Annotated in this window: 18 protein-coding genes; 9 read left to right on the top strand and 9 right to left on the bottom strand. The window is 70.7% G+C overall.

Features of this window, described 5'->3' with window-relative positions:
• Window positions 1-62: 62 nt before the first annotated feature.
• Window positions 63-935, bottom strand: coding sequence for a hypothetical protein (locus ABZX22_RS03670; RefSeq protein WP_354905797.1), 873 nt, complete (start codon window positions 933-935; stop codon window positions 63-65).
• Window positions 936-938: 3 nt separating this feature from the next.
• Here ABZX22_RS03670 and ABZX22_RS03665 point away from each other — a divergent pair, with 3 nt between their 5' ends.
• A complete protein-coding gene (locus ABZX22_RS03665) occupies window positions 939-1,157 on the top strand; it encodes a hypothetical protein (protein WP_354905796.1) in 219 nt (72 codons plus the stop codon).
• Here ABZX22_RS03665 and ABZX22_RS03660 read toward each other — a convergent pair whose 3' ends face one another.
• The 5 genes from ABZX22_RS03660 to ABZX22_RS03640 all read right to left on the bottom strand — a co-directional run bounded on the left by ABZX22_RS03660 (window position 1,158) and on the right by ABZX22_RS03640 (window position 8,025).
• Complete coding sequence (locus ABZX22_RS03660; RefSeq protein ID WP_354905795.1) at window positions 1,158-2,915, bottom strand: ABC transporter ATP-binding protein; 1,758 nt, start codon at window positions 2,913-2,915, stop codon at window positions 1,158-1,160.
• 1 nt (window position 2,916) lies between these two features.
• Window positions 2,917-4,605, bottom strand: a complete 1,689-nt coding sequence (locus ABZX22_RS03655) for an ABC transporter ATP-binding protein (protein ID WP_354905794.1) — start codon at window positions 4,603-4,605, stop codon at window positions 2,917-2,919.
• Between the two features lie 131 nt (window positions 4,606-4,736).
• On the bottom strand, window positions 4,737-5,477 hold the full coding sequence (locus tag ABZX22_RS03650) for a succinate dehydrogenase/fumarate reductase iron-sulfur subunit (protein ID WP_354905793.1): 741 nt from the start codon (window positions 5,475-5,477) through the stop codon (window positions 4,737-4,739).
• Window positions 5,474-7,396: a fumarate reductase/succinate dehydrogenase flavoprotein subunit gene (locus ABZX22_RS03645; RefSeq protein WP_354905792.1), complete on the bottom strand. Its 1,923-nt coding sequence runs from the start codon at window positions 7,394-7,396 to the stop codon at window positions 5,474-5,476. The genes ABZX22_RS03650 and ABZX22_RS03645 overlap by 4 nt, the downstream gene beginning before the upstream one ends.
• Entirely contained in the window at window positions 7,393-8,025 is a 633-nt protein-coding gene (locus tag ABZX22_RS03640) for a succinate dehydrogenase cytochrome b subunit (RefSeq protein WP_354905978.1), read from the bottom strand. The genes ABZX22_RS03645 and ABZX22_RS03640 overlap by 4 nt, the downstream gene beginning before the upstream one ends.
• 281 nt (window positions 8,026-8,306) lie before the next feature.
• Here ABZX22_RS03640 and ABZX22_RS03635 point away from each other — a divergent pair, with 281 nt between their 5' ends.
• From ABZX22_RS03635 to ABZX22_RS03605, 7 genes are all read left to right on the top strand, one after another.
• Window positions 8,307-9,260, top strand: a complete 954-nt coding sequence (locus ABZX22_RS03635; protein ID WP_354905790.1) for a LysR substrate-binding domain-containing protein — start codon at window positions 8,307-8,309, stop codon at window positions 9,258-9,260.
• 1 nt (window position 9,261) lies between these two features.
• The gene (locus ABZX22_RS03630) at window positions 9,262-10,389 is read left to right on the top strand and encodes a SpoIIE family protein phosphatase (protein WP_354905788.1); all 1,128 of its coding nucleotides are present in this window, start codon (window positions 9,262-9,264) and stop codon (window positions 10,387-10,389) included.
• Between the two features lie 5 nt (window positions 10,390-10,394).
• Window positions 10,395-11,906 carry an ATP-binding protein gene (locus tag ABZX22_RS03625; protein WP_354905787.1) on the top strand — a complete coding sequence of 504 codons (1,512 nt, stop codon included), beginning with the start codon at window positions 10,395-10,397 and terminating at the stop codon, window positions 11,904-11,906.
• Window positions 11,906-12,334: a response regulator gene (locus ABZX22_RS03620; RefSeq protein ID WP_354905785.1), complete on the top strand. Its 429-nt coding sequence runs from the start codon at window positions 11,906-11,908 to the stop codon at window positions 12,332-12,334. Before ABZX22_RS03625 ends, ABZX22_RS03620 begins: the two co-directional genes overlap by 1 nt.
• A gap of 151 nt (window positions 12,335-12,485) precedes the next feature.
• Entirely contained in the window at window positions 12,486-13,271 is a 786-nt protein-coding gene (locus tag ABZX22_RS03615; protein WP_354905783.1) for a hypothetical protein, read from the top strand.
• Between the two features lie 25 nt (window positions 13,272-13,296).
• Complete coding sequence (locus ABZX22_RS03610; protein WP_354905782.1) at window positions 13,297-15,174, top strand: fumarate reductase/succinate dehydrogenase flavoprotein subunit; 1,878 nt, start codon at window positions 13,297-13,299, stop codon at window positions 15,172-15,174.
• Window positions 15,171-15,923: a succinate dehydrogenase/fumarate reductase iron-sulfur subunit gene (locus ABZX22_RS03605; protein WP_354905780.1), complete on the top strand. Its 753-nt coding sequence runs from the start codon at window positions 15,171-15,173 to the stop codon at window positions 15,921-15,923. The genes ABZX22_RS03610 and ABZX22_RS03605 overlap by 4 nt, the downstream gene beginning before the upstream one ends.
• A gap of 539 nt (window positions 15,924-16,462) precedes the next feature.
• Here the strand turns inward: ABZX22_RS03605 and ABZX22_RS03600 are convergent.
• Both ABZX22_RS03600 and ABZX22_RS03595 read right to left on the bottom strand, forming a co-directional pair.
• Window positions 16,463-17,830: a hypothetical protein gene (locus ABZX22_RS03600; protein WP_354905778.1), complete on the bottom strand. Its 1,368-nt coding sequence runs from the start codon at window positions 17,828-17,830 to the stop codon at window positions 16,463-16,465.
• A 75-nt stretch (window positions 17,831-17,905) separates the two neighbouring features.
• The gene (locus ABZX22_RS03595) at window positions 17,906-18,214 is read right to left on the bottom strand and encodes a hypothetical protein (protein ID WP_354905777.1); all 309 of its coding nucleotides are present in this window, start codon (window positions 18,212-18,214) and stop codon (window positions 17,906-17,908) included.
• Between the two features lie 130 nt (window positions 18,215-18,344).
• On the opposite strand from ABZX22_RS03595, the gene ABZX22_RS03590 reads away from it, so the two are divergent.
• Window positions 18,345-18,527, top strand: a complete 183-nt coding sequence (locus ABZX22_RS03590) for a hypothetical protein (RefSeq protein ID WP_354905776.1) — start codon at window positions 18,345-18,347, stop codon at window positions 18,525-18,527.
• 1,924 nt (window positions 18,528-20,451) lie between these two features.
• Here ABZX22_RS03590 and ABZX22_RS03585 read toward each other — a convergent pair.
• Complete coding sequence (locus ABZX22_RS03585) at window positions 20,452-20,841, bottom strand: (deoxy)nucleoside triphosphate pyrophosphohydrolase (RefSeq protein WP_354905774.1); 390 nt, start codon at window positions 20,839-20,841, stop codon at window positions 20,452-20,454.
• Window positions 20,842-20,894: the final 53 nt, after the last annotated feature.

Genomic DNA, 20,894 nt, shown 5'->3' with positions numbered 1-20,894 from the left:
CCCCCGCAGGCGGTGGGGGTTCGGGCCCGCCGGTGACCTGACCGCCCGCGTCCGCAGACAGCTCAGGAGCCCTCGTAGAGCTCCTCCAGCCCCACCAACCGCACGTCCGTACGCCTCTGAGCGATCTCCTCCAGTTGTGGCGTGAACCCGTTCGCGCTGAACAGCAGCAGCCGCGTATCGGCTGTCGCCCGCTCGTCCTTGTTCCACAGCAGCCCGCGAGCGTGTTCCAGCCGGTCCAGATGCGCCCGACCCACCACGTCGCCGCTCTTCACCTCACCGATCGCGATGATCCGCTCTCGTCCGTCGTCCGCGCGGGCGAACGCCACCACATCGAGCTCGTGCCCGGTCCGGTTGGCGGGATCCGGCAGCACGCCCGACGCGACGCGTGCGGCCCGTCCGCCGACGGTCTCGGCCTCGGCATGCCAGCGGGTCCAGAGCCGGGCGAGGTGCTCCACATGCGGCCCCAGTACCTTGCTGCGGAAGGCCGCCTGCGACCTGTCCCCTACCCGCGCGGCCAGCCCTGGCCGTTCCAGGTCGGTCCACTCGGGTCGCATGATCGCGTGATAGAAGCTGAGGATGGGTTCGGTGATGCGATAGGCCGACCGCTTGCCGTGGAAAGCGTCGGGCTCCCTGCAGATCATGCCGATGTCCTCGAGCACGGTAAGCGCGTGCCCGAGATCCGTTGATTTCCTGCCGAGATAACCGGCGATTCCTCGTCGCGTGTGGTTGCCTCCGGCGACCGCCGACAGGACCCCGTGGAAGAGCGCGGTGTCGCGGAGTTCCGGCTCCTCGGCCAGGAGGAACCTGCCCTCGCGGAACAGCGGACGCCCGGGGTTGAGGACATTGCGGATCACCCAAGGGCCGAAGTCCTCAAGATCCCTGGGGACATCCCCCAGCGTGAATTCACGCCGATAGGCGGGCGTTCCGCCGACCACGGCATGAACGCGCAGCGCCAGGGCCGGATCATCGATCTCGTCGACTACGCGGTTCTCCGGCCCCAGCTCGGCCTTCCGGGCAGCGCGATCGAGGGCACGCGGGCGATCGGGATCACCCGCGCCTACGTCGCCGCCTTCGTGGACCGGCAGCTGAGGGGCGGGGACGGGCCGCTGCTCGACGGCCCGTCCCGCGCCTACCCCGAGGTGCGCTTCTGGAAGTGATCAGCGGGCGGTCGGCGCCGGGGCGCCGTGCCAGCTCGCCCAGAGGGCGGCGTAGGAGCCGCCCTCGGCCACCAGTTCGTCGTGCGAGCCCAGCTCGCTGATGCGCCCGTCCTCGACCACGGCCACCCGGTCGGCGTCGTGCGCGGTGTAGAGGCGGTGTGCGATGGCGATCACCGTGCGGCCGTCGAGAACGGCCGCGAGCGACCGCTCCAGGTTCCTGGCGGCGCGCGGGTCGATCAGCGAGGTGGCCTCGTCCAGCACCAGCGTGTGCGGGTCGGCCAGCACCAGCCGCGCCAGCGCGAGCTGCTGGGCGTGCGCGGGCGAGATCGACGTGCCGCCCGAGCCGACCATCGTGTCGAGCCCGTCGGGCAGCGACTCGACCCACTCCATCGCGTCGACGGCCCGCAGCGCGCCGAGCACCTCGTCGGACGAGGCCGCGGGCCTGGCGATCAGCAGGTTGTCGCGCAGTGTGCCGCGGAAGACGTGGTGCTCCTGGGTCACCAGGGCGACGTGCCCGCGCAGGTCGTCGAGCGGCAGGTCGACCAGCGGCACGCCGCCGACGGTCACCGTGCCGGTGCGGGGGCCGTGGATGCCGGCCAGCAGCCTGCCCAGCGTCGACTTACCGGCTCCCGAGGGGCCGACCATGGCCAGGCGCTCGCCGGGCCGCAACGTCAGCGAGACGCCGTGCAGGACGTCGTGGCCCTCGCGGTAGGAGTAGCGGACGTCGGCGGCCACCAGGTCCTCGCCGTCAGGGGTGTCGGCCCCGGCCGTACGGTCGTCCGGCACGTTGGCCACGCCCAGCAGGCGCGCCATCGCGGCCCCGCCGACCTGCAGCTCGTCGATCCACATCAGGAACCTGTCGAGCGGGTCGATGAGCTGCTGGGCGTAGAGCACGGCGGCGGTGACCTGACCGAGCATCACCCACCCGTTGATGTAGAACAGCCCGCCGACCAGCAGCGCGGCCACCACGGGGATCACGTAGCCCAGCTCGACGGCCGGGAACCACACCGTGCGCAGCCCGAGCGTGTAGCGCTCGGCCGCCCACGAGCGCCCGATGTCGCCGTCGGTGCGGGCGTGGCGCCGCTCCTGCAGGCCGAGCGCCTCGACCGTCCTGGCGCCCTCGACCGTCTCGGCCAGGCCCTCGGTCATGTCGGCGTAGGCGGCGTTCTCGCGCAGGTACCCGTCGCGCGCCCGCTTCAGGTACCACCGGGTCGAGATCCAGATGATCGGTACGGCCAGCAGCATCGGCGCCATGAGCAGCGGGCTGACCAGCAGCATCGCACCGATCGTGATCGCCCCCGTGACGAGGGCGATCAGCGTCTCCGGCACCGCGTGGCGCACCGTCCTCGACAGCGAGTCGACGTCGCGCGAGGTCCGGGTGATCAGGTCGCCGGAACCGGCCCGCTCCACCGTGGACAGCGGCAGCGCCAGCACCCGCTCGACGAACTCCTCCCTGAGCTCGGCCAGCACCTTCTCGCCGAGCCTGGAGGAGGCCAGCACCGCGAAGCGGACCAGCACCGCCTGCAGCACCAGGAACGTTCCGATGCCGACGGCCACCAGCGTGCCGTCGACCTCGGCGCCGCGCCGCACGTCCTCCACGAGGTCGCCGAGCTGCCACGGCACGGCGAGCCCGGCCGCGGCGGCCAGCGCGTGCAGCGCGAGGGCGACGGTCAGCTCGCGCGGGTACTTCAGCGTCAGCCGCCTGGCGTAGGCGCGCACCTGCGCCTGGTCGGCGACAGGCAGGATCTCCCGAGCCATCTCAGTCCTCCCCTCTCGTCACGGTCGCCGCGTAGGCGGGTTCGGTGGCCAGCAGCTCCCGGTGCGCGCCCTCGGCGCGCACCCTGCCGCCCTCCACGTAGATCACGTGCTCGGTGCGGTCGAGCACCAGCGGGCTGGTCGTGCAGACCAGCGTCGTCTTGCCGGCCCTGGCCTTGGCCAGCCGGTCGGCGATGCGCGCCTCGCTGTGCGCGTCGACCGCGCTGGTCGGCTCGACCAGGATCAACACCTCGGGGTCGGCCACCAGCGCCCTGGCCAGGCGCAGGCGCTGCTGCTGCCCGCCGGAGAACTCCCGGCCCGCCTCCGCCACGTGGGCGTCGAGGCCGTCGGGGAGCGCCTCCACGATGTCCTCGGCGCAGGCGGCGTGCAGCGCCTGCCGTACGGCCTCGGGGGAGGCGTCGCCGCGGACGTCGAGCTCGTCGCGCAGCCGGCCGGCGAACAGCCTGGCGTTGTTGTCGGCGACCAGCACCCTGGCGCGGACCTCGCGCAGCGGGAGCGAGCCCAGGTCGATGCCGCCGAAGGAGACCTGGCCGTCGGTGTAGCGGCCGAGGCGGTCGGCGATCTCGATGGCGTCCTCGGGCGTGCCGGACGCGATGGCGGTCAGTGTGCCGGGCCGGACGGTGACGCCGCTCTCGACGTCGTGGAGCAGGCCGCCGGGCGAGGACTCGGCGCCGCCGCTCACCTCGGGTTCGATCGCCAGGATCCGGATGACCCTGCGGGCGGCGACGTGGCCCTTGGTGAGCTTGTCGGCGGCCTCGGTCAGCGTGCGCATCGGGCCGATCAGGAAGACCGCGTAGACGTAGAACTCGACCAGCTGGCCGGTCCTGATCTGCCCGCCGACGGCGAACGAGGCGCCGATGCCGGTCACGATCGCGATCAGCAGCCCCGGCAGCAGGATCTGCGCGCCCTCCAGGACCGACTCGACACCGGCCACCCGCACGCCGGCGTGCCGTACCCGCTGGGACTCCTCGCGGTAGCGCTCGGCGAAGACCTGCTCGCCGCCGATGCCGCGCAGCACGCGCAGGCCCCCGACGATGTCGGCGGCCCTGGTGGACAGCTCGCCCTGGAGCTCCCTGTGCGCCTGCTGGCGCTTGTGCAGCGGTTTGAGCAGCGGGCCCACCGCGATCGCCATGAGCGGCACGCCGACGAGGACCAGCAGGCCGAGCTCCAGCGACGTGGAGATCATGATCACGGTGACCGTGACGATCGCCACGATCGAGCCGGTGCCGCGCAGCAGGATGTCCATCGAGTTGCCGATGTGCGCGATGTCGGAGTTGCCGACGCTGACCACCTCGCCGGTCGACAGGCGCTTGGGCAGCGTGGCGCCCAGCCTGGTCGCCTGCCTGGTGGTCACCTGGACGGTGCGGTAGGCGGCGGCCAGCCAGTTGTAGACGGCGAGCCGGTGGCGCATGATGCCGGCGTAGGCCTGCACGAGCCCCAGCCCGAGCAGCGCGGCCGACCAGGTCACCAGCCCGCCGGAGTCCTTGCCCAGGACGGCGTCGATGCCCCTGCCGAGCACGTGCGGCATGAGCGCCTGCGCGAACCACCACAGGGTGGCGAAGCCGATGCCGACGGCAAGGGCGCCCGCCTGGTTGCGCGCGGTCCAGAGGAGATAGCGCGTGGGCGTGCGTGAGTCAGGGATGCCGGGATCGGCCTGGGGTAGGGAGCGCATAGCCCGTCAAGATTGACAAAGGCCCGGCTGACCAGGCAAACCATTTTCCGTGCCCACCCGTCACAGCGGTACCGCGGGAAACACGGCGGGCCGCACCCCCGCCCAGGGAGGTACGGCCCGCGGTGACGGCGCTACTTGGCGTTGGCCTTCAGGTAGTCGGCGTTCATCCTGGCGATGGTGTCCAGCGGGATGCCCTTCGGGCAGACCGCCGTGCACTCGCCGGTGTTGGTGCAGCCGCCGAAGCCCTCGGCGTCCATCTGGTCGACCATCGCCCTGGCGCGGCTGACGCGCTCGGGCTGGCCCTGCGGCAGCAGCGACAGGTGGGTGATCTTCGCCGCGGTGAACAGGGAGGCCGAGCCGTTCGGGCAGGCCGCCACGCACGCGCCGCAGCCGATGCAGGTCGCCGCGTCGAAGGCGGCGTCGGCGTCCTCCTTGCGCACCGGCAGGCTGTGCGCGTCCGGGGCGGAGCCGGCCGGGACGGAGACGAAGCCGCCCGCCTGGATGATGCGGTCGAACGCCGAACGGTCGACGACCAGGTCCTTCACCACAGGGAACGGCGCGGCGCGCCACGGCTCGATGGTGATGGTGGCGCCGTCCTCGAAGTGGCGCATGTGCAGCTGGCACGTCGTGGTGGCGACCTGCTCGCCGTGCGCCACGCCGTTGATCACCATGCCGCACATGCCGCAGATGCCCTCGCGGCAGTCGTGGTCGAAGGCGATCGGGTCGTCACCCGAAAGGATCAGCTGCTCGTTGACGACGTCGAGCATCTCCAGGAAGGACATGTCGGGCGAGACGTCCTTGGCCTGGTAGGTCACCAACCGACCAGCGTCGCCGGGACCGCTCTGGCGCCAGACCTTGAGGGTCAGGTTCACTTGTAACTCCGCTGGCTCATCTTGACGTACTCGTACTCGAGCGGTTCCTTGTGCAGCACCGGACCGTCGGCGCTGTGCTCCCACGCCGACACGTGCGCGAAGTTCTCGTCGTCGCGCAGCGCCTCACCGTCGGCGTCCTGCGACTCGGCGCGGAAGTGGCCGCCGCACGACTCGGTGCGCACCAGCGCGTCGAGGCACATGAGCTCGGCCAGGTCGAAGAAGTCGGCCACCCGGCCGGCCTTCTCCAGCACCTGGTTGAGCTCCTCGGCGGTGCCGGAGACCTTGACGTTGCGCCAGAACTCCTCGCGCAGCGACGGGATCAGCTCCAGCGCCTTGCGCAGGGACTCCTCGGTGCGCTCCATGCCGCAGTAGTCCCACATGATCTTGCCGAGCTCCCGGTGGAAGGAGTCAGGCGTGCGGGTGCCGTTGATCGACAGCAGCTTGTCGATCTTCGTGCGGACCTTGATCTCGGCCTCGGCGACGGCCTCCTCGTCGACCTCGCCGAAGGGGCCGTCGGCCAGGTAGTCGCCGATGGTGGTCGGCAGCACGAAGTACCCGTCGGCCAGGCCCTGCATCAGCGCCGACGCGCCCAGGCGGTTGGCGCCGTGGTCGGAGAAGTTGGCCTCACCGATCACGAACAGGCCGGGGATGGTGGACTGCAGGTCGTAGTCCACCCACAGGCCGCCCATCGTGTAGTGGACGGCGGGGTAGATGCGCATCGGCACGTCGTAGGGGTTCTCGCCGGTGATGCGCTCGTACATCTCGAACAGGTTGCCGTACTTCTTGCCGACGGCGTCGCGCCCGAGGCGGTTGATCGCGTCGCGGAAGTCGAGGTAGACGCCCAGCCCGCCGGGGCCGACGCCGCGACCCTCGTCGCAGACGTTCTTGGCGGCGCGGGAGGCGATGTCACGCGGCACCAGGTTGCCGAAGGCGGGGTAGATCCGCTCCAGGTAGTAGTCGCGCTCGTCCTCGGGGATCTCCCCGGGAGCCCGCGTGTCGCCCTTGGCCAGCGGCACCCACACGCGGCCGTCGTTGCGCAGCGACTCCGACATCAGCGTCAGCTTCGACTGGTACTCGCCCGAGACCGGGATGCAGGTGGGGTGGATCTGCGTGTAGCACGGGTTGGCGAAGTAGGCGCCCTGCTCGTGCGCCCGCCAGATCGCGGTGGTGTTGCAGCCCTTGGCGTTCGTCGACAGGTAGAAGACGTTGCCGTAGCCGCCGGTGGCCAGCACGACCGCGTCGGCCACGTGGCGTTCGATCTCGCCGGTCACCATGTCGCGGACGATGATGCCGCGCGCCTTGCCGTCCGAGACGATCAGCTCGAGCATCTCGTGCCGGGTGAACATCTGCACGGTGCCCGCCGCGACCTGCCGCTCCAGCGCCTGGTAGGCGCCGAGCAGGAGCTGCTGGCCCGTCTGCCCGCGCGCGTAGAAGGTGCGGGAGACCTGCGCGCCGCCGAAGGAGCGGGTGTCGAGCAGCCCGCCGTACTCGCGGGCGAACGGCACGCCCTGCGCGACGGCCTGGTCGATGATGTTCACCGACACCTGGGCCAGCCGGTAGACGTTGGACTCACGGGCGCGGAAGTCGCCGCCCTTGACCGTGTCGTAGAACAGCCGGTAGATCGAGTCGCCGTCGCCGCGGTAGTTCTTGGCGGCGTTGATGCCGCCCTGCGCGGCGATGGAGTGCGCACGCCTGGGCGAGTCCTGGTAGCAGAAGGACTTGACGTTGTAGCCGAGCTCGCCGAGCGTCGCGGCGGCCGAGCCGCCCGCGAGGCCGGTGCCGACCACGATGACGTTCAGCTTGCGCTTGTTGGCCGGGTTGACCAGCTTGGCGCCGAACTTCCGCTTCTCCCAGCGTTCCTCGATCGGCCCGGAGGGCGCCTTGGCGTCCCTGATCTCGGGACCCTCGGTGTACTTCACTTCACCACTCCTGTCATGACCGCGAACGGCACCGCGAGGAAGCCGGCGACCAGTACGGCCGAGACCAGGGCGGCCACGGTGTTCAGCGGCTTGCGGCGGCGGCCGTTCGACCAGCCGAGCGTCTGGAACATGCTCCACAGGCCGTGGCGCAGGTGGAGGCCCACCATGACGACGGCCACGACGTAGAAGACGGTCACCCACCAGCGTCCGGGCTGGAAGCCGTCGACCAGCCGCTCGGAGGGGGCGGAGGAGAAACCGGCCGGGTTGACGACGCCGAAGGTCAGGTCGAGCAGGTGCCAGACGACGAACAGCGCGATCGTGATGCCGCCGAACCGCATGATGTGCGTGGTGTAGCCCTTGGCCTGCGACTTCTTCACGGCGTACTTCACCGGGCGGGCCTTGGCCGCGCGCCTGGCCAGCGAGATGGCCGCCCACATGTGCAGGACGACGCTGACGAACAGGACGGCCTCGGTGAGCGTCAGCACCGTCCGGTACGGCACCAGCGGCTCGCCCATGACGCGCAGGAAGTGCGCGTACTCGTCGAAGGAGGCCTTCCCCAGGAAGATCTTGAGGTTGCCCACCATGTGGAGCAGCAGGAACAGCACGAGAATGGCGCCTGTGACGGCCATCACGGCCTTCTTGCCGTTCGAGGAGCCCAGGAACCCGCCGGTCTTCTTGGGCGTTGAAGGCTTCGCCGGTGGCTGTGGTGCCTTGGCGGGGGTGGAAACCGGCGCGGTGGCGGATCCGCGCTCAATCGTGGCTGTCACAACGTCCCACGCTATTTACGCTGCGTTTATCCGTCCAAGTCATCACAGTTCTGGTTTCGATAGCCTCAGGCTATACACCCGGTAGAGCGGCGCTTGGCACCCGCTGCCGTGCGACCAATCTCACAACCCCTACGCTGTGGAAAGTGCAGCTCCAGCAGCTCGCCTACTTCGTCGCGGTGGCGGAGACGAGGCACTTCACCCAGGCCGCCGAGCGCATGCGTGTGGCGCAGCCGTCGCTGAGCAAGCAGATCAAGGCGCTGGAGTCGGAGCTGGGCGCCCCGCTGTTCTCCCGCGCGCGCGGCAATGTCACGCTGACCCCCGCGGGCGAGGCCCTGCTGCCGCTGGCGCGCCGGATGCTGGCCGACGCCGACACCGCCCGCCAGGAGGTGGCCGAGCTGGCCGGCCTCAGGAAAGGCCGCGTACGGCTCGGCGCCACGCCGTCGCTGTGCGCGGGCCTGCTGGCCGACGCGCTCGCTCGTTTTCATCGTGCTTATCCGGGCATCGAGTTGCTCGTGGAGGAGGGCGGCTCGCGCGATCTGGTCAGAGCGCTCGCCAGAGGGCAGCTCGACCTCTCGGTGATCATCATGCCGTTGCAGAGCGACGACCCGGCCCTGGTGACGGAGGAGGTCCTGCGTGAGAACCTGGTCGTCGCCGCACCGTCACACGAGCGGGTCCGCCGGCCGTACCTGCGGATCGAGGAGCTGCGCGGGCGTCCCATGGTGATGTTCAGGCGCGGCTACGACCTGCGGGAGGCCACGCTGGCCGCCTGCCGGCAGGCGGGGTTCGAGCCGCGGTTCGCCGTCGAGGGCGGCGAGATGGACGCCGTGCTGCGCTTCGTCGAAGCCGGCTTGGGCGTGGCGGTGGTGCCCTCCATGGTGCTGGACGGCAGGCCGGGCCTGACCGGCATCCCCCTCGCCCCTCCCGGCCTGCGCCGTACGATCGCACTGGCGCACCGTAAGGACGTCGAACAGACCAGGGCCGCCCAGGCCTTCCGTGCCACCTTGCTCTTCTTCCTGGCCGAAGCGGAGCATGGCGGCGAACTCCCCCAAGGTGTCGAGCTCATCAGAGGTGTACGTGACAGCCCACGGCCTTCCTGAAATGCCGCCCCTGCTGCTGATCGAGGACGACCCGGGCGACGCGTTCCTGGTCGAGGAACTGCTTCAGGAGGTGGAGAAGCCGCCGAAGATCACGTGGGCGCGCAGCATGGCCGAGGCGAAGGACCGCTTCAACCGCGACATCCAGTGCGTTCTGGTCGATCTCTCCCTCCCTGACGCCACCGGCATGGACGCGCTGCGCCACGTGCTGGCCATGGCGGCCGACGTGGCCGTGGTCGTGCTGACCGGCCTCAACGACGCGCACGTCGGCATCGCGGCCGTCGCAGAGGGCGCCGAGGACTACCTGGTCAAGCAGGACATCGACGCCCGCCTGCTGGCCAGGGCCATCCGCTACGCCATCGAGCGCAAGCGCGCCGACCTGGCTCACCAGCGGCTCATCCAGTCGGAGCTGATCCGCAGGGAGAACACCCGCCTGGAGCGCGGGCTGCTGCCGGTGCCGCTGCTGGAGCCCGGCGCGGTCGAGCACCGGACCCGCTACCGCCCGGGGCGCCAGCGCTCGTTGCTGGCCGGCGACTTCTTCGACACCGTGCAGGGCCCCGACGGGGCGATCCACACCGTGGTCGGCGACGTGTGCGGACACGGGCCCGACGAGGCCGCGCTGGGGGTGGCGCTGCGCATCGCCTGGCGCACGCTGACGCTCGCGGGACGGCACGGCAACGACGCGCTCCAGACGCTCGACACCGTCCTCCGGCACGAGCGCAAGTCTCCCGAGATCTTCACCACCCTCTGCACCGCCACCATCGACCCCGGCCTGGCCCGCGCGACCATGCACCTGGTCGGCCACCCGCCGCCCGTGCTCATCCGAGGGGGTGAGATCGACGTCGTCAGGGGCGGCCCCTCGGGGCCGCCGCTCGGCATCTTCCCCGACGTGGAGTGGAAGGCCATCGACGTGCCGCTCGGCGACGCGTGGTCGCTGCTGGTCTACACCGACGGGCTGATCGAGGCCACCGTGGACGGCGGGCCCGGCCTGCTCGGCACCGAGGGCCTGCTGGCGATCATCGCCGACCACGGCGGCATCGATCTCGACCGCCTCATCGAGAGCGTGACCGAGATCAACGGGGAGGTCCTGAGCGACGACCTCGCCGCCGTACTGATCACGAGGAAGGGTTGAGCCGCATGTCCGCGCTGCGCCCGCTCCCCGCCCCGAAGCCGCCCACGGGGTACGGCAGGCTGCCCATCGGGCGCTGGTTCCTGTTCGCCGCGATCGTCGGGCTGCTCGTCGTCGTCGCGGGCGCCACGGTGACGGTCAGTTCGCTCGGCCGGCTGTCCGACGCGCGCCACGAGGTGGTCGAGGTCGTCGATCCGACCATGCTGGCCACCCTCGACCTGGCCGGCGCGCTGGCGAGCCAGCGGGAGGCGGTCACCGACTTCGGCCTGACCGCCGACCCGCAGTACGCCGACGCCTACGAGCGGGCCCGCGCGAGCGAGGACAGGGCCGTCGCGCGCATCAACGGCCTGATGCCCGGACATCGGATCGACAGCATCACGCGGGCCGCGGCGGCCTGGCGGGCGGAGGTCGCCGAGCCGATTCTCAAGGGCAGACCCTTGACCAAGGAGAGCGTCCAGGCTGACCGGGGCAGGTTCGACCAGGTGAGGTTCGCGCTGTCCGGCCAGCGCGCCGCCCTGAAGCTGCACCATGACAGCGGCGCCGCGCGCCTGACCGATCGGGCCAGGACGTTCGCCCTCGCCCTCGGCGTGCTGGCCGCCGTCCTGATCGGCCTGCTCGTGCTGATCGGCTTCATCGTCAGGCACATGGTGCTGCGCCCGGTGACCGAGCTGGCCGCGCAGGTCCGCGCGGTCGCCCACGGCGACTTCGACCACCCGCTACGGGTCGACAGGCCCGCCGAGCTGGCGGAGCTGTCGGGCCACATCGACGCGATGCGGCGCAGGATCCTGTCCCAGTGGCGGCGGTCGGACGAGCAGGCGGAGGAGCTGAGGCGTTCCAACGGCGAGCTGGAGCAGTTCGCCTACGTGGCCAGCCACGACCTGCAGGAGCCGCTGCGCAAGGTGGCCGGCTTCACCCAGATGCTGGAGCAGCGCTACGGCGACCAGCTCGACGACCGGGCCAAGCAGTACATCTCCTTCGCCGTCGACGCCGCCAAGCGGATGCAGTTGCTCATCAACGACCTGCTGGACTTCTCCAGGGTGGGCAGGATCGGCGGCGAGAAGGTGCCGCTCGACGCCGCGCTGCCGCTGGCCGACGCGCTGGCCAACCTCGCCGCCCAGATCGAGGAAGCGGGCGCCGAGGTGACCTGCGCCGGCCTGCCCGAGGTGACGGGCAACAGGAGCCAGCTCACCCAGCTCTTCCAGAACCTCGTCGGCAACGCCGTCAAGTTCCGGAGCGACGAGCCACCCGTCGTGCGCATCGCGGCCCGTCAGGCCGCCGACGGCATGTGGGAGTTCTCGTGCGCCGACAACGGGATCGGCATCGAGCAGAAGTACGCCGACCGGATCTTCCTGATCTTCCAGCGGCTCCACACCCGCGACCGCTACCCGGGCACCGGCATCGGGCTGGCGCTGTGCAAGAAGATCGTGGAGTATCACGGCGGCCGGATCTGGGTGGACAATGACACCAGGCAGGGCCCCGGCACGACCGTGCGGTGGACCCTTCCGGGCAGGGGCGAGTGATGAACGTGCTGCTGGTCGAGGACGACCCCGGCGACGTCCTGCTGACCAGGGAGGCGTTCGAGCTCAACCGGGTGCGCAACACGCTCTACGTCGTCAGCGACGGCGAGGAGGCCATGGCCTTTCTGCGCCGGCAGGGCGCCTACACCGCCGTGCCCAGGCCCGACATGATGCTGCTCGACCTCAACCTGCCCCGCAAGGACGGCAGGGAGGTGCTGTCCGACGTCAAGAGCGACCCCGATCTGCGCAGCATTCCCGTCGTGGTCCTCACCACCTCCGAGGCGGAGGAGGACATCCTGCACAGCTACCGCCTCCACGCCAACGCGTACGTGACCAAGCCGGTGGATCTTCATCAGTTCGTCAGGGTCGTCCGGCAGATCGACGAGTTCTTCGTGAGCGTGGTTAAACTGCCCCCTAACGGGGATGGGTGACGGGAATCACAGCCAGGCATCGGAAAAGGTGAGTGATGCTTCTCACACAACCCGATGCCAGCGTCGTAACGTATCCCCCACCAATGCGCGAGAGGCGAGTGATTCCACCACCCTCGCAGCACCCATTCCGCGGGAGGTGGAGAGGTCCGCGATGACCCAGACGACCCCTGAACCCCAGGTCAGACGAGAGCGCGCCCGAATCACAGTGCGCACGTTGCGCACAGATCGATGGTGGATCGCCCCGCTTTTGACCTTTCTAGGGCTGATGTCCTTTCTGGTCTACGGTGTGTGGGCGATTCTCGACACCAGCTACTTCGTCGAGCCCTACATCGCACCATTCTCGTCGCCGTGCCTGGCGACCTCGTGTCACGAGGGGGCGAGGTTCCTCGGGCTGGCGCCGTTCGGCGACTGGTACACCCTGCCGCCGGGGCTGCTGATCCTCGGCCTGCCCGGTGGCTTCCGGCTCACCTGCTACTACTACCGCAAGTCCTACTACCGCTCGTTCTGGCTCTCGCCGCCGGCATGCGCCGTCCAGGAGCCGCACGGCAAGTACACCGGTGAGACCCGCTTCCCGCTGATCATCCAGAACATCCACCGCTACTTCTTCTACGCGGCGATCATGATCGGCCTCGTGCTCGCCTACGACGCGGTGCTCGCGCTCGTCCACAAGCCGCTCGGGCTCGGCACCTGGATCCTCATCGGCAACGCGATCCTGATCAACCTGTACACGCTGTCGTGCCACTCCTGCCGGCACATCACCGCGGGACGGCTCAACCACTTCTCTCGCCACCCGCTGCGCTACAAGGCCTGGACGTTCGTCTCCAAGCTCAACGCCAAGCACCAGCCGCTGGCGTGGGCGTCGATGTTCTCGGTGATGGGCGCCGACTTCTACGTCCGCCTCGTGGCCAAGGGCATCATCACCTTCCCGTACGCGTAAGGACCCGGAACACGTGGGATCTCAAGTGGAAATCGAGCGTCACGAATACGACGTCGTCGTCATCGGCGCCGGCGGCGCGGGGCTGCGGGCCGCCATCGAGGCCCGCCAGCAGGGCAAGCGCACCGCGATCGTGTGCAAGTCGCTGTTCGGCAAGGCCCACACGGTCATGGCCGAGGGTGGCGCGGCGGCGGCCATGGGCAACGTCAACTCCGACGACAACTGGATGGTGCACTTCCGCGACACCATGCGCGGCGGCAAGTTCCTGAACAACTGGCGCATGGCCGAACTGCACGCCAAAGAGGCTCCCGACCGGGTGTGGGAGCTGGAGGCGTGGGGCGCGCTGTTCGACCGGACCAAGGACGGGAAGATCAGCCAGCGCAACTTCGGCGGCCACGAGTACCCGCGGCTCGCGCACGTGGGCGACCGGACGGGGCTGGAGCTGATCCGCACCCTGCAGCAGCGCGTGGTCGCCCTGCAGCAGGAGGACTACGAGAACCACGGCGACTACGAGGCCTACATCAAGGTGTTCGCCGAGTGCACGGTCACCCGGCTGCTCAAGGACGGCGACGCCGTCTCCGGCGCGTTCGGCTACTGGCGCGAAACCGGCAACTTCGTCGTCTTCGACGCCCCCGCCGTCGTGCTGGCCACCGGCGGCATCGGCAAGTCGTACGTGGTGACCTCCAACTCCTGGGAGTACACCGGCGACGGCCACGCCCTGGCCCTCCTGGCCGGCGCCAAGCTCATCAACATGGAGTTCATCCAGTTCCACCCGACCGGCATGGTGTGGCCGCCGTCCGTGCGCGGCATCCTGGTCACCGAGTCGGTCCGCGGCGACGGCGGCGTGCTGCGCAACTCGCTCGGCGAGCGGTTCATGTTCAACTACATCCCCGAGGTGTTCAAGGACAAGTACGCCACCACCGAGGAAGAGGGCGACCGCTGGTACACCGACCAGGCCAACAACCGCCGCCCTCCGGAGCTGCTGCCGCGTGACGAGGTGGCCAGGGCGATCAACTCCGAGGTGAAGGCGGGGCGCGGATCGCCGCAGGGCGGCGTGTTCCTCGACGTCTCCACCCGGCTGCCCGCCGCCGAGATCGTCAAGCGGCTGCCGTCGATGCACCACCAGTTCAAGGAGCTGGCCGACGTCGACATCACCGCCGAGCCGATGCAGGTGGGCCCCACCTGCCACTACATCATGGGCGGCGTCGAGGTCGACGCCGACACCGCCGCCGCGGCCGTACCGGGACTGTTCGCCGCCGGAGAGGTCTCCGGCGGCATGCACGGCTCCAACCGGCTGGGCGGCAACTCGCTGTCGGACCTGCTGGTGTTCGGCAGGCGCGCGGGCGCCGGCGCCGCCGCCTACATCGACTCGCTGAGCGCGCGGCCCACCGTGTCGCAGGAGAGCGTCGACAGCGCCAAGGCCGAGGCGATCGCCCCGCTCGAGCGCTCCGGCGAGAACCCCTACGAGGTCCACCACGAGCTCCAGCGGACCATGAACGAGCTGGTCGGCATCATCAGGACGTCCTCGGAGGTCGCCGAGGCGCTCGAGGTCGTGGAGAAGCTGAAGGAGCGGGTCCACCTCGTCGGCGCGGCCGGCGGGCGCATCTACAACCCGGGCTGGCACCTCGCGCTCGACCTGCGCAACATGCTGCTCGTGTCCGAGTGCGTGGCCAAGGCCGCGCTGATGCGCGAGGAGAGCCGCGGCGGCCACACCCGCGACGACTTCCCCGGCATGAACGCCGAATGGCGGCGCAAGCTGCTGGTCTGCTCCGCCGCCGCCGACGGCTCGTCCGTCACCGTCGAGGAGAAGGAGCAGCAGCCTATGCGTCCCGACCTGCTGGCCCTGTTCGACCTGGCCGAGCTGAAGAAGTACCTCACCGACGACGAGTTGGACGGGATCGAATGAGTTACAAGGCGAAGTTCCGCGTCTGGCGCGGTGAGGGCGGCGAGGGCAAGCTCGAGGACTTCACCGTCGAGGTCAACGAGGGCGAGGTCGTCCTCGACATCATCCACCGGCTCCAGGCCACCCAGGCGCCCGACCTGGCCGTGCGCTGGAACTGCAAGGCCGGCAAGTGTGGCTCCTGCTCCATGGAGATCAACGGCAAGCCGAGGCTCGGCTGCATGACCCGCATGTCCACCTTCGAGGAGGACGAGACGATCACGGTCACACCGATGCGCACCTTCCCCGTCATCAAGGACCTGGTGTGCGACGTGTCGTTCAACTACCAGAAGGCCAGGGAGGTGCCGTCGTTCACGCCGCCGGCCGACGTACGCCCCGGCGAGTACCGGATGCAGCAGGTCGACGTCGAGCGCTCGCAGGAGTTCCGCAAGTGCATCGAGTGCTTCATGTGCAACAACGTCTGCCACGTCATCCGTGACCACGAGGAGAACAAGCCGGCCTTCTCCGGGCCGCGCTTCCTCATGCGGATCGCCGAGCTGGACATGCACCCCTACGACGTGGCCGACCGCAAGGAGTCCGCGCAGAAGGACCACGGGCTCGGCTACTGCAACATCACCAAGTGCTGCACCGAGGTCTGCCCCGAACACATCAAGATCACCGACAACGCGCTGATCCCGCTGAAGGAGCGCGTCGTCGACCGCAAGTACGACCCGCTGGTCTGGCTCGGCAGCAAGATCTTCAAGCGCCAGAGCTGACCCCACCGGCCCCTCCAGGACCGCCCGGCCATCCGGGCGGTCCCCACCCGGCCCCTCCCCGCATCCACCGGGCACCGGACTTATCGGATACGGCGCGCTCCGCATCCATCCGGTACAGCGGCTCCTCGCATCCATCCGGCACAGCGGGCCTCTCGGGTCCTTCCGGCACAGCCGGCTCCTCGGGTCCTTCCGGTACGGCTGCCGCCGGGTCACGCGCCGACCGCCGTCGTGGGCTCGCCCCCGTCACCGTGCGCTCCTCCAGCAGGACTTCGCCTCCCCCCGCCACGGCGCCCCGTCAGGCGCGCACCGGGGCAACGCACCGACCCACCCGGCAAGCCCGTCAGGCACCCGCTGGCACCCGACGTACGCTCGCGTCATCCCCGGCAGGCCGTCGACACCCGCCGAGCCGACCATGTGGGGAACCATCACACGGCGATCCAGTGACCGATCACCCCCGGCAGGCCGTCACACGCTCGCTGAGCCCCGAGCGCCCTTCAATCGGTCGCCAGGCGCACGGGCCGGTCCGGGTCTGTGGCCGGTCAGAACTCGCGGTGGTCGTCGACGTCGCGCAGGGGAAGGATCGCCGTGCGGTCCTCGGCCGTGGGAGCGGCGTCGTCGAGCTTCCAGGGCTCGGCGTCGCCCGCCTCGACGATCGTCGGGCCACCCGCCTGACCCTTGTGGTGCGGATCGTCGTAGGGCGCGTCACCGCCCGGTGGGATGTCGCCGAGCGACGGCTGGTCCGGCGGAACCAGCGGCTCGAACAGGTCGCGGTACTGCGGCTGCTGCCCCGGCGCCAGGTCAGGAGGCAGCGGGTCGTCGCCGGCCACGTGGAACTCGCGCGGCTTGAAGGCGTCGAAGTCGCCGGCCGGCCGATCGTGGCTCTCCACAGACTCGGGCTGGACGTACTCCGGCTGCGTGTACTCCGGCTGGGTGTACTCGGGGTGCGAGTATTCCTGCTGGGCGTACTCGGGGTGCGGGTACCCGGGCTGCGGGTGCCCCGCCTGCGCGGAGTAGTCGGCCGTCGGACCCGGCTGGCCGTACATCGACGGGTCCTGCGGGAACGGGTGCTGGTAGACCGGCTGGTACTGGGCGGGACCGCCCGGGTAGGTCTGCACCGGCACGAAGCTGATGATCGGCGCGTAGGCCGGGACAGGCCCCGCGAAACCGGGTCCGGCCGGGTAGCCACCGTACGGCTCGGCGGCGGGCTCGCCCCGGTGGTGTCCTGGCTGCTGCGGCCCGGCCCTGCGGACGGCGGCGGCGTGGGCCATCCTGCGCAGCCGTCCCTCGAAGATGAGCACGGCGAACAGCGCGAGCAGGACCAGCACCAGCGCGGGGATGCCGAGCTTGCGGCTGAGCGTGGTCTGGTCGTACTCCGGTGCGGCGTTGCGCACCACCAGTTCCTCGGAGTCGGAGACAGCCGTCGTGGGCTCGCTCGGCGCCTGCGAGGGCGTGTCGTCCTGCACGGTCGGGAAGGAGAACGTCGGCGTCTCCTCGCCGGTGTCGGGGGCCGACGGCACGCTCACGTCCGCCGAGGGCACCACCGGCGGCGGCTGCTGGACGGGCGGAGCCTGCGTCGCCGGCGGCTTGGCCGTGGTCTTCGCGGGCTCGGGCGCCTTGCTGGTCTTCGTCGGCGACGGCGTCACCGTGGTCGTCACGGTCGTGACGGGATCGGTCGGCGTAGGCGTCGGCGACCCGAGCGTGGTGGTGATCGTGACCGTGGTGACGACCTCGGTCGGCTCGCAGGCCTCACCCGCGTCACACGGCGGGATCGCGTCTCCCGGGTCGCGCGCCACGACCGACGCGCTGGCCACCTGGCTGATGACCGGGACCGCCGCGAGCACGACACCGCCGCTGATCCCTAAGGAGAGCAGCAGGGCGGAGACGGCCGTCAGTCGCCTGGGTGCCACCGCTGCCCTCCGCGCATTCCCGAAACCTAGGTCAACGAGAATACTAGGACGGTAAATGTCAGCGCAAAGTCCGATTTACGACATCGGCTGTGATTTCCTGACACCGCGGCTCCGCTGGGCCCGCGCGACGCCCCACAGCGCGGCGAGCAGCACCAGAATGCCGCCCCCCACGTACGGCAGGCCGTTCAGCCCCGTGGTGAGATCGGTCCTCCTCGCGGCCTGCGGCTTCGCGGGCGAGACGGCGAGTTCGCGAGCCAGCGGCGCCGCCATGACGGACGGCGCGCTCGCCGCCGACTGTTCGGGCGCGACCTGCGGAAGGCGCAACGCCGAGCCACCCGACGCCTGCTGCGCCTCCTGTGCCCCGGTCAGCGCCGCGTCGGTCATCGGCGTCGCCTCCGCGGCCCACCGGCTCGTCGCGGGGGCCTTGACCCCGGTGGCCGGACTCTTCGTCCCCGTGCCACGAGACCGAACGTCAGCGGAAGCCTTCGCGCCCGTGGCCGGAGACCGGACACCAGTGGCAGGAGTCTTCGCCCCCGTGGCCGGAGACCGGACACCGGTGGCAGGAGCCTTCGACCCCGTCACCGAAGACCGAACGCCGGTCGCGGGAGTCTTCGTGCCCGTGGCCGAGGACCGGACGCCGGTCGCGGGAGTCTTCGTGCCCGTGGCCGAGGACCGGACGCCGGTCGCCGGAGTCTGAACCCCGGTGGCGAGAGACCGCATCCCGCTGGTGGGCGCCTGAATCCCCGTGACAGGAGACTGCACGCCGCTGCCGGACGACCGGGTGGCCGGGAACTGAAGCCCCGTGGCGGCAGGCAGGACGCCCGTGGCAGGCGCCTTGACGCCCGTCCTCGGCAGCCTCCTGCCCGTCACGGCCCTGGACTTGGGAAGCCGCATACCTGTCGCAGACGACCGCGCGCTCACCCCCGGCTGCTGGACCCCGGCCCCGGTCGCAGGCGACTGAACCCCGGCCCCGGTCACAGGCGACCGAGCTCCGGTCACGGGCGACTGAACGCCCGTCGCAGGCGACTGAACTGCGGTCACGGGCGGCTGGACACCGGTCACGGGCGGCTGAACGCCCGTCACGGGCGGCTGGACACCGGTCATGGCCTGGGCTCCGACCCCGGCGGGGTGGGGCAGGGTCCAGGGCTGCCAGGTCGCCTCCCCCGCGCTCCACGCCGTCGCGCCCCTGCCCCCGTCGTCGACGCGGCGCACCGGTTCACCCGGGACACCGCCATCCGCCCCCTGGGCCTGGGCGCGCGAGTCCGCGGCCCCGCCCGCGCCATCGGACAGCTCCGGCAGTTCGGCGGCCTGCGCAGGCCGCGCGTCACCGGGAGCGAGCAACATCGGGCGCGGATCGACGGATCCGGGCGAGGGATGCCGCACCGGACGCGGCTCGGCGAAGCCCGCCAGCGGGTAGTTGACCGGGCGCGGCTCGGCGAACCACGGCAGCGGGTTCGCCGAGCGCGGTCCGGCTGGCCCTGGTGCCGGGTAGTTCCTCGGACGCGGCTCAGCGGCCCCTGATGCCGGATAGTTCGCCGGGCGCGGCTCAGCGGACGCCTGCGCCGGTACGTTCCCCGGGCGCGAGTCGGCGGACGCCTGCGCCGGGCGCGACTCGGCGGACGCCGGCGGGACGTTCCCCGAGCCCGGCTCGGCCGATCCCGGCGCCGGGTAGTTCGCCGGGCGCGGCTGGGCGAACAGGGGCACGGGGTAGTTCGCGGGACGCGGCTCCGCGAAGACCGGCAGCGGATAGTTCGCGGGACGCGGTTGGGCGAACATGGGGACGGGATAGTTCGCCGGGCGCGGCTCGGCGAACCACGGCAGCGGCAGCGAAGCGACCGGGATCGTGGTCGTCTTGGTGACCCGCTCCGGAACGCCGTCGGCGCCTTGTCGTGCCTGCGCCTCCGCGGTCAGCACGACCTCCCTCGCGCCCTCGGGCACGGTGAGCCTGACGTCGGCCGCCCGTTCTCCCTGGGCGTTCCCGAACCGGCACATCCCCGCACCGGCCCCCGCGGAGCCCGCGCCTCCCGCACCGGTGGAACCCCCACCGGTGGAACCCGCACCCGGCGCGGCATCCGCAGAGACCGAGCCCGCCGGGGACCCTGCGCCTCCAGCCGAACCCTCAGCCGACGCGGCACCTCCAGCCGAGCCCGAGCCCGGCGCGACACCGCCTCCTGCCGAGCCCGCACCGTCGACGGCCGACCCCGCGCCGGGCGCGGCGTCCGCTCCGGTGGCGGGCGACGCGGCGCACGTCACCTGCGACAGCGCCCGCGCCGGCCGGGCCGTGACCGCCAGACTGGTGTCCTGTGCCGGCCCTTCCACGGCCACCCTGAAGCGCAGCACATCACCGGTTCGCAACCATCGGCCCACGTCCGGATCGGCCACCCGCTCCACTCTGAGCTCGATCAGCCCTTCGCGGGAAACCCCCGCAGAAGGTACCTCGATCTCCGAAGCCTCGACCGCCGACGTCGTGGCCGTGGTCGCCAAGATCAGCGCCCCTGATCCGACAGCCGACGCTATCTGGGCACGACGCCACCAACTCACTGCGCTTCTCCGCTTTTCCCCCGAGACGGGACGCGCCAACAAATACACTGCGTAGTGGTTATGTCACGCAGTGGAGTGGATTAATCCTCTCGCAGCAGAGTCTCCACAACCTTGACCACCGGAAGATCGGCCGCCAGCCACGGCACGTCGTAGAACTCCTCCGGCGCGAGCCAGCGCAGCGCCAGGTGCTCCTTGGTCTGGGGCGTGCCGGAGACCAGCGACGCCAGCCACACCCGCATCACGTAGTCGTCGCCGAGCGGCCAGTCGCCGCCCACGCGCTCGCCGACCCGGATGATCACGCCGAGTTCTTCGTGACACTCCCTGACCAGCGCGTCGATGTCGTTCTCCCCTTCGTCGACCTTGCCTCCGGGGAACTCCCAGCCGCCGGCCAGCTCGGGTGGCTCTGCTCGCTGCGCCGCCAGCAACCTGCCGTCGGCGATGATCGCCGCGCCCACCACCAGAACCGCCATCGCATCTCCTTGCCTTCGAGCCTCCCAACCTTACGCATCCGCCCCTGCGCCGG

This window comes from Nonomuraea sp. NPDC003804 (assembly GCF_040610675.1).
Classification (GTDB): domain Bacteria; phylum Actinomycetota; class Actinomycetes; order Streptosporangiales; family Streptosporangiaceae; genus Nonomuraea.
This window is presented reverse-complemented; position numbering and strand designations above follow the sequence as displayed.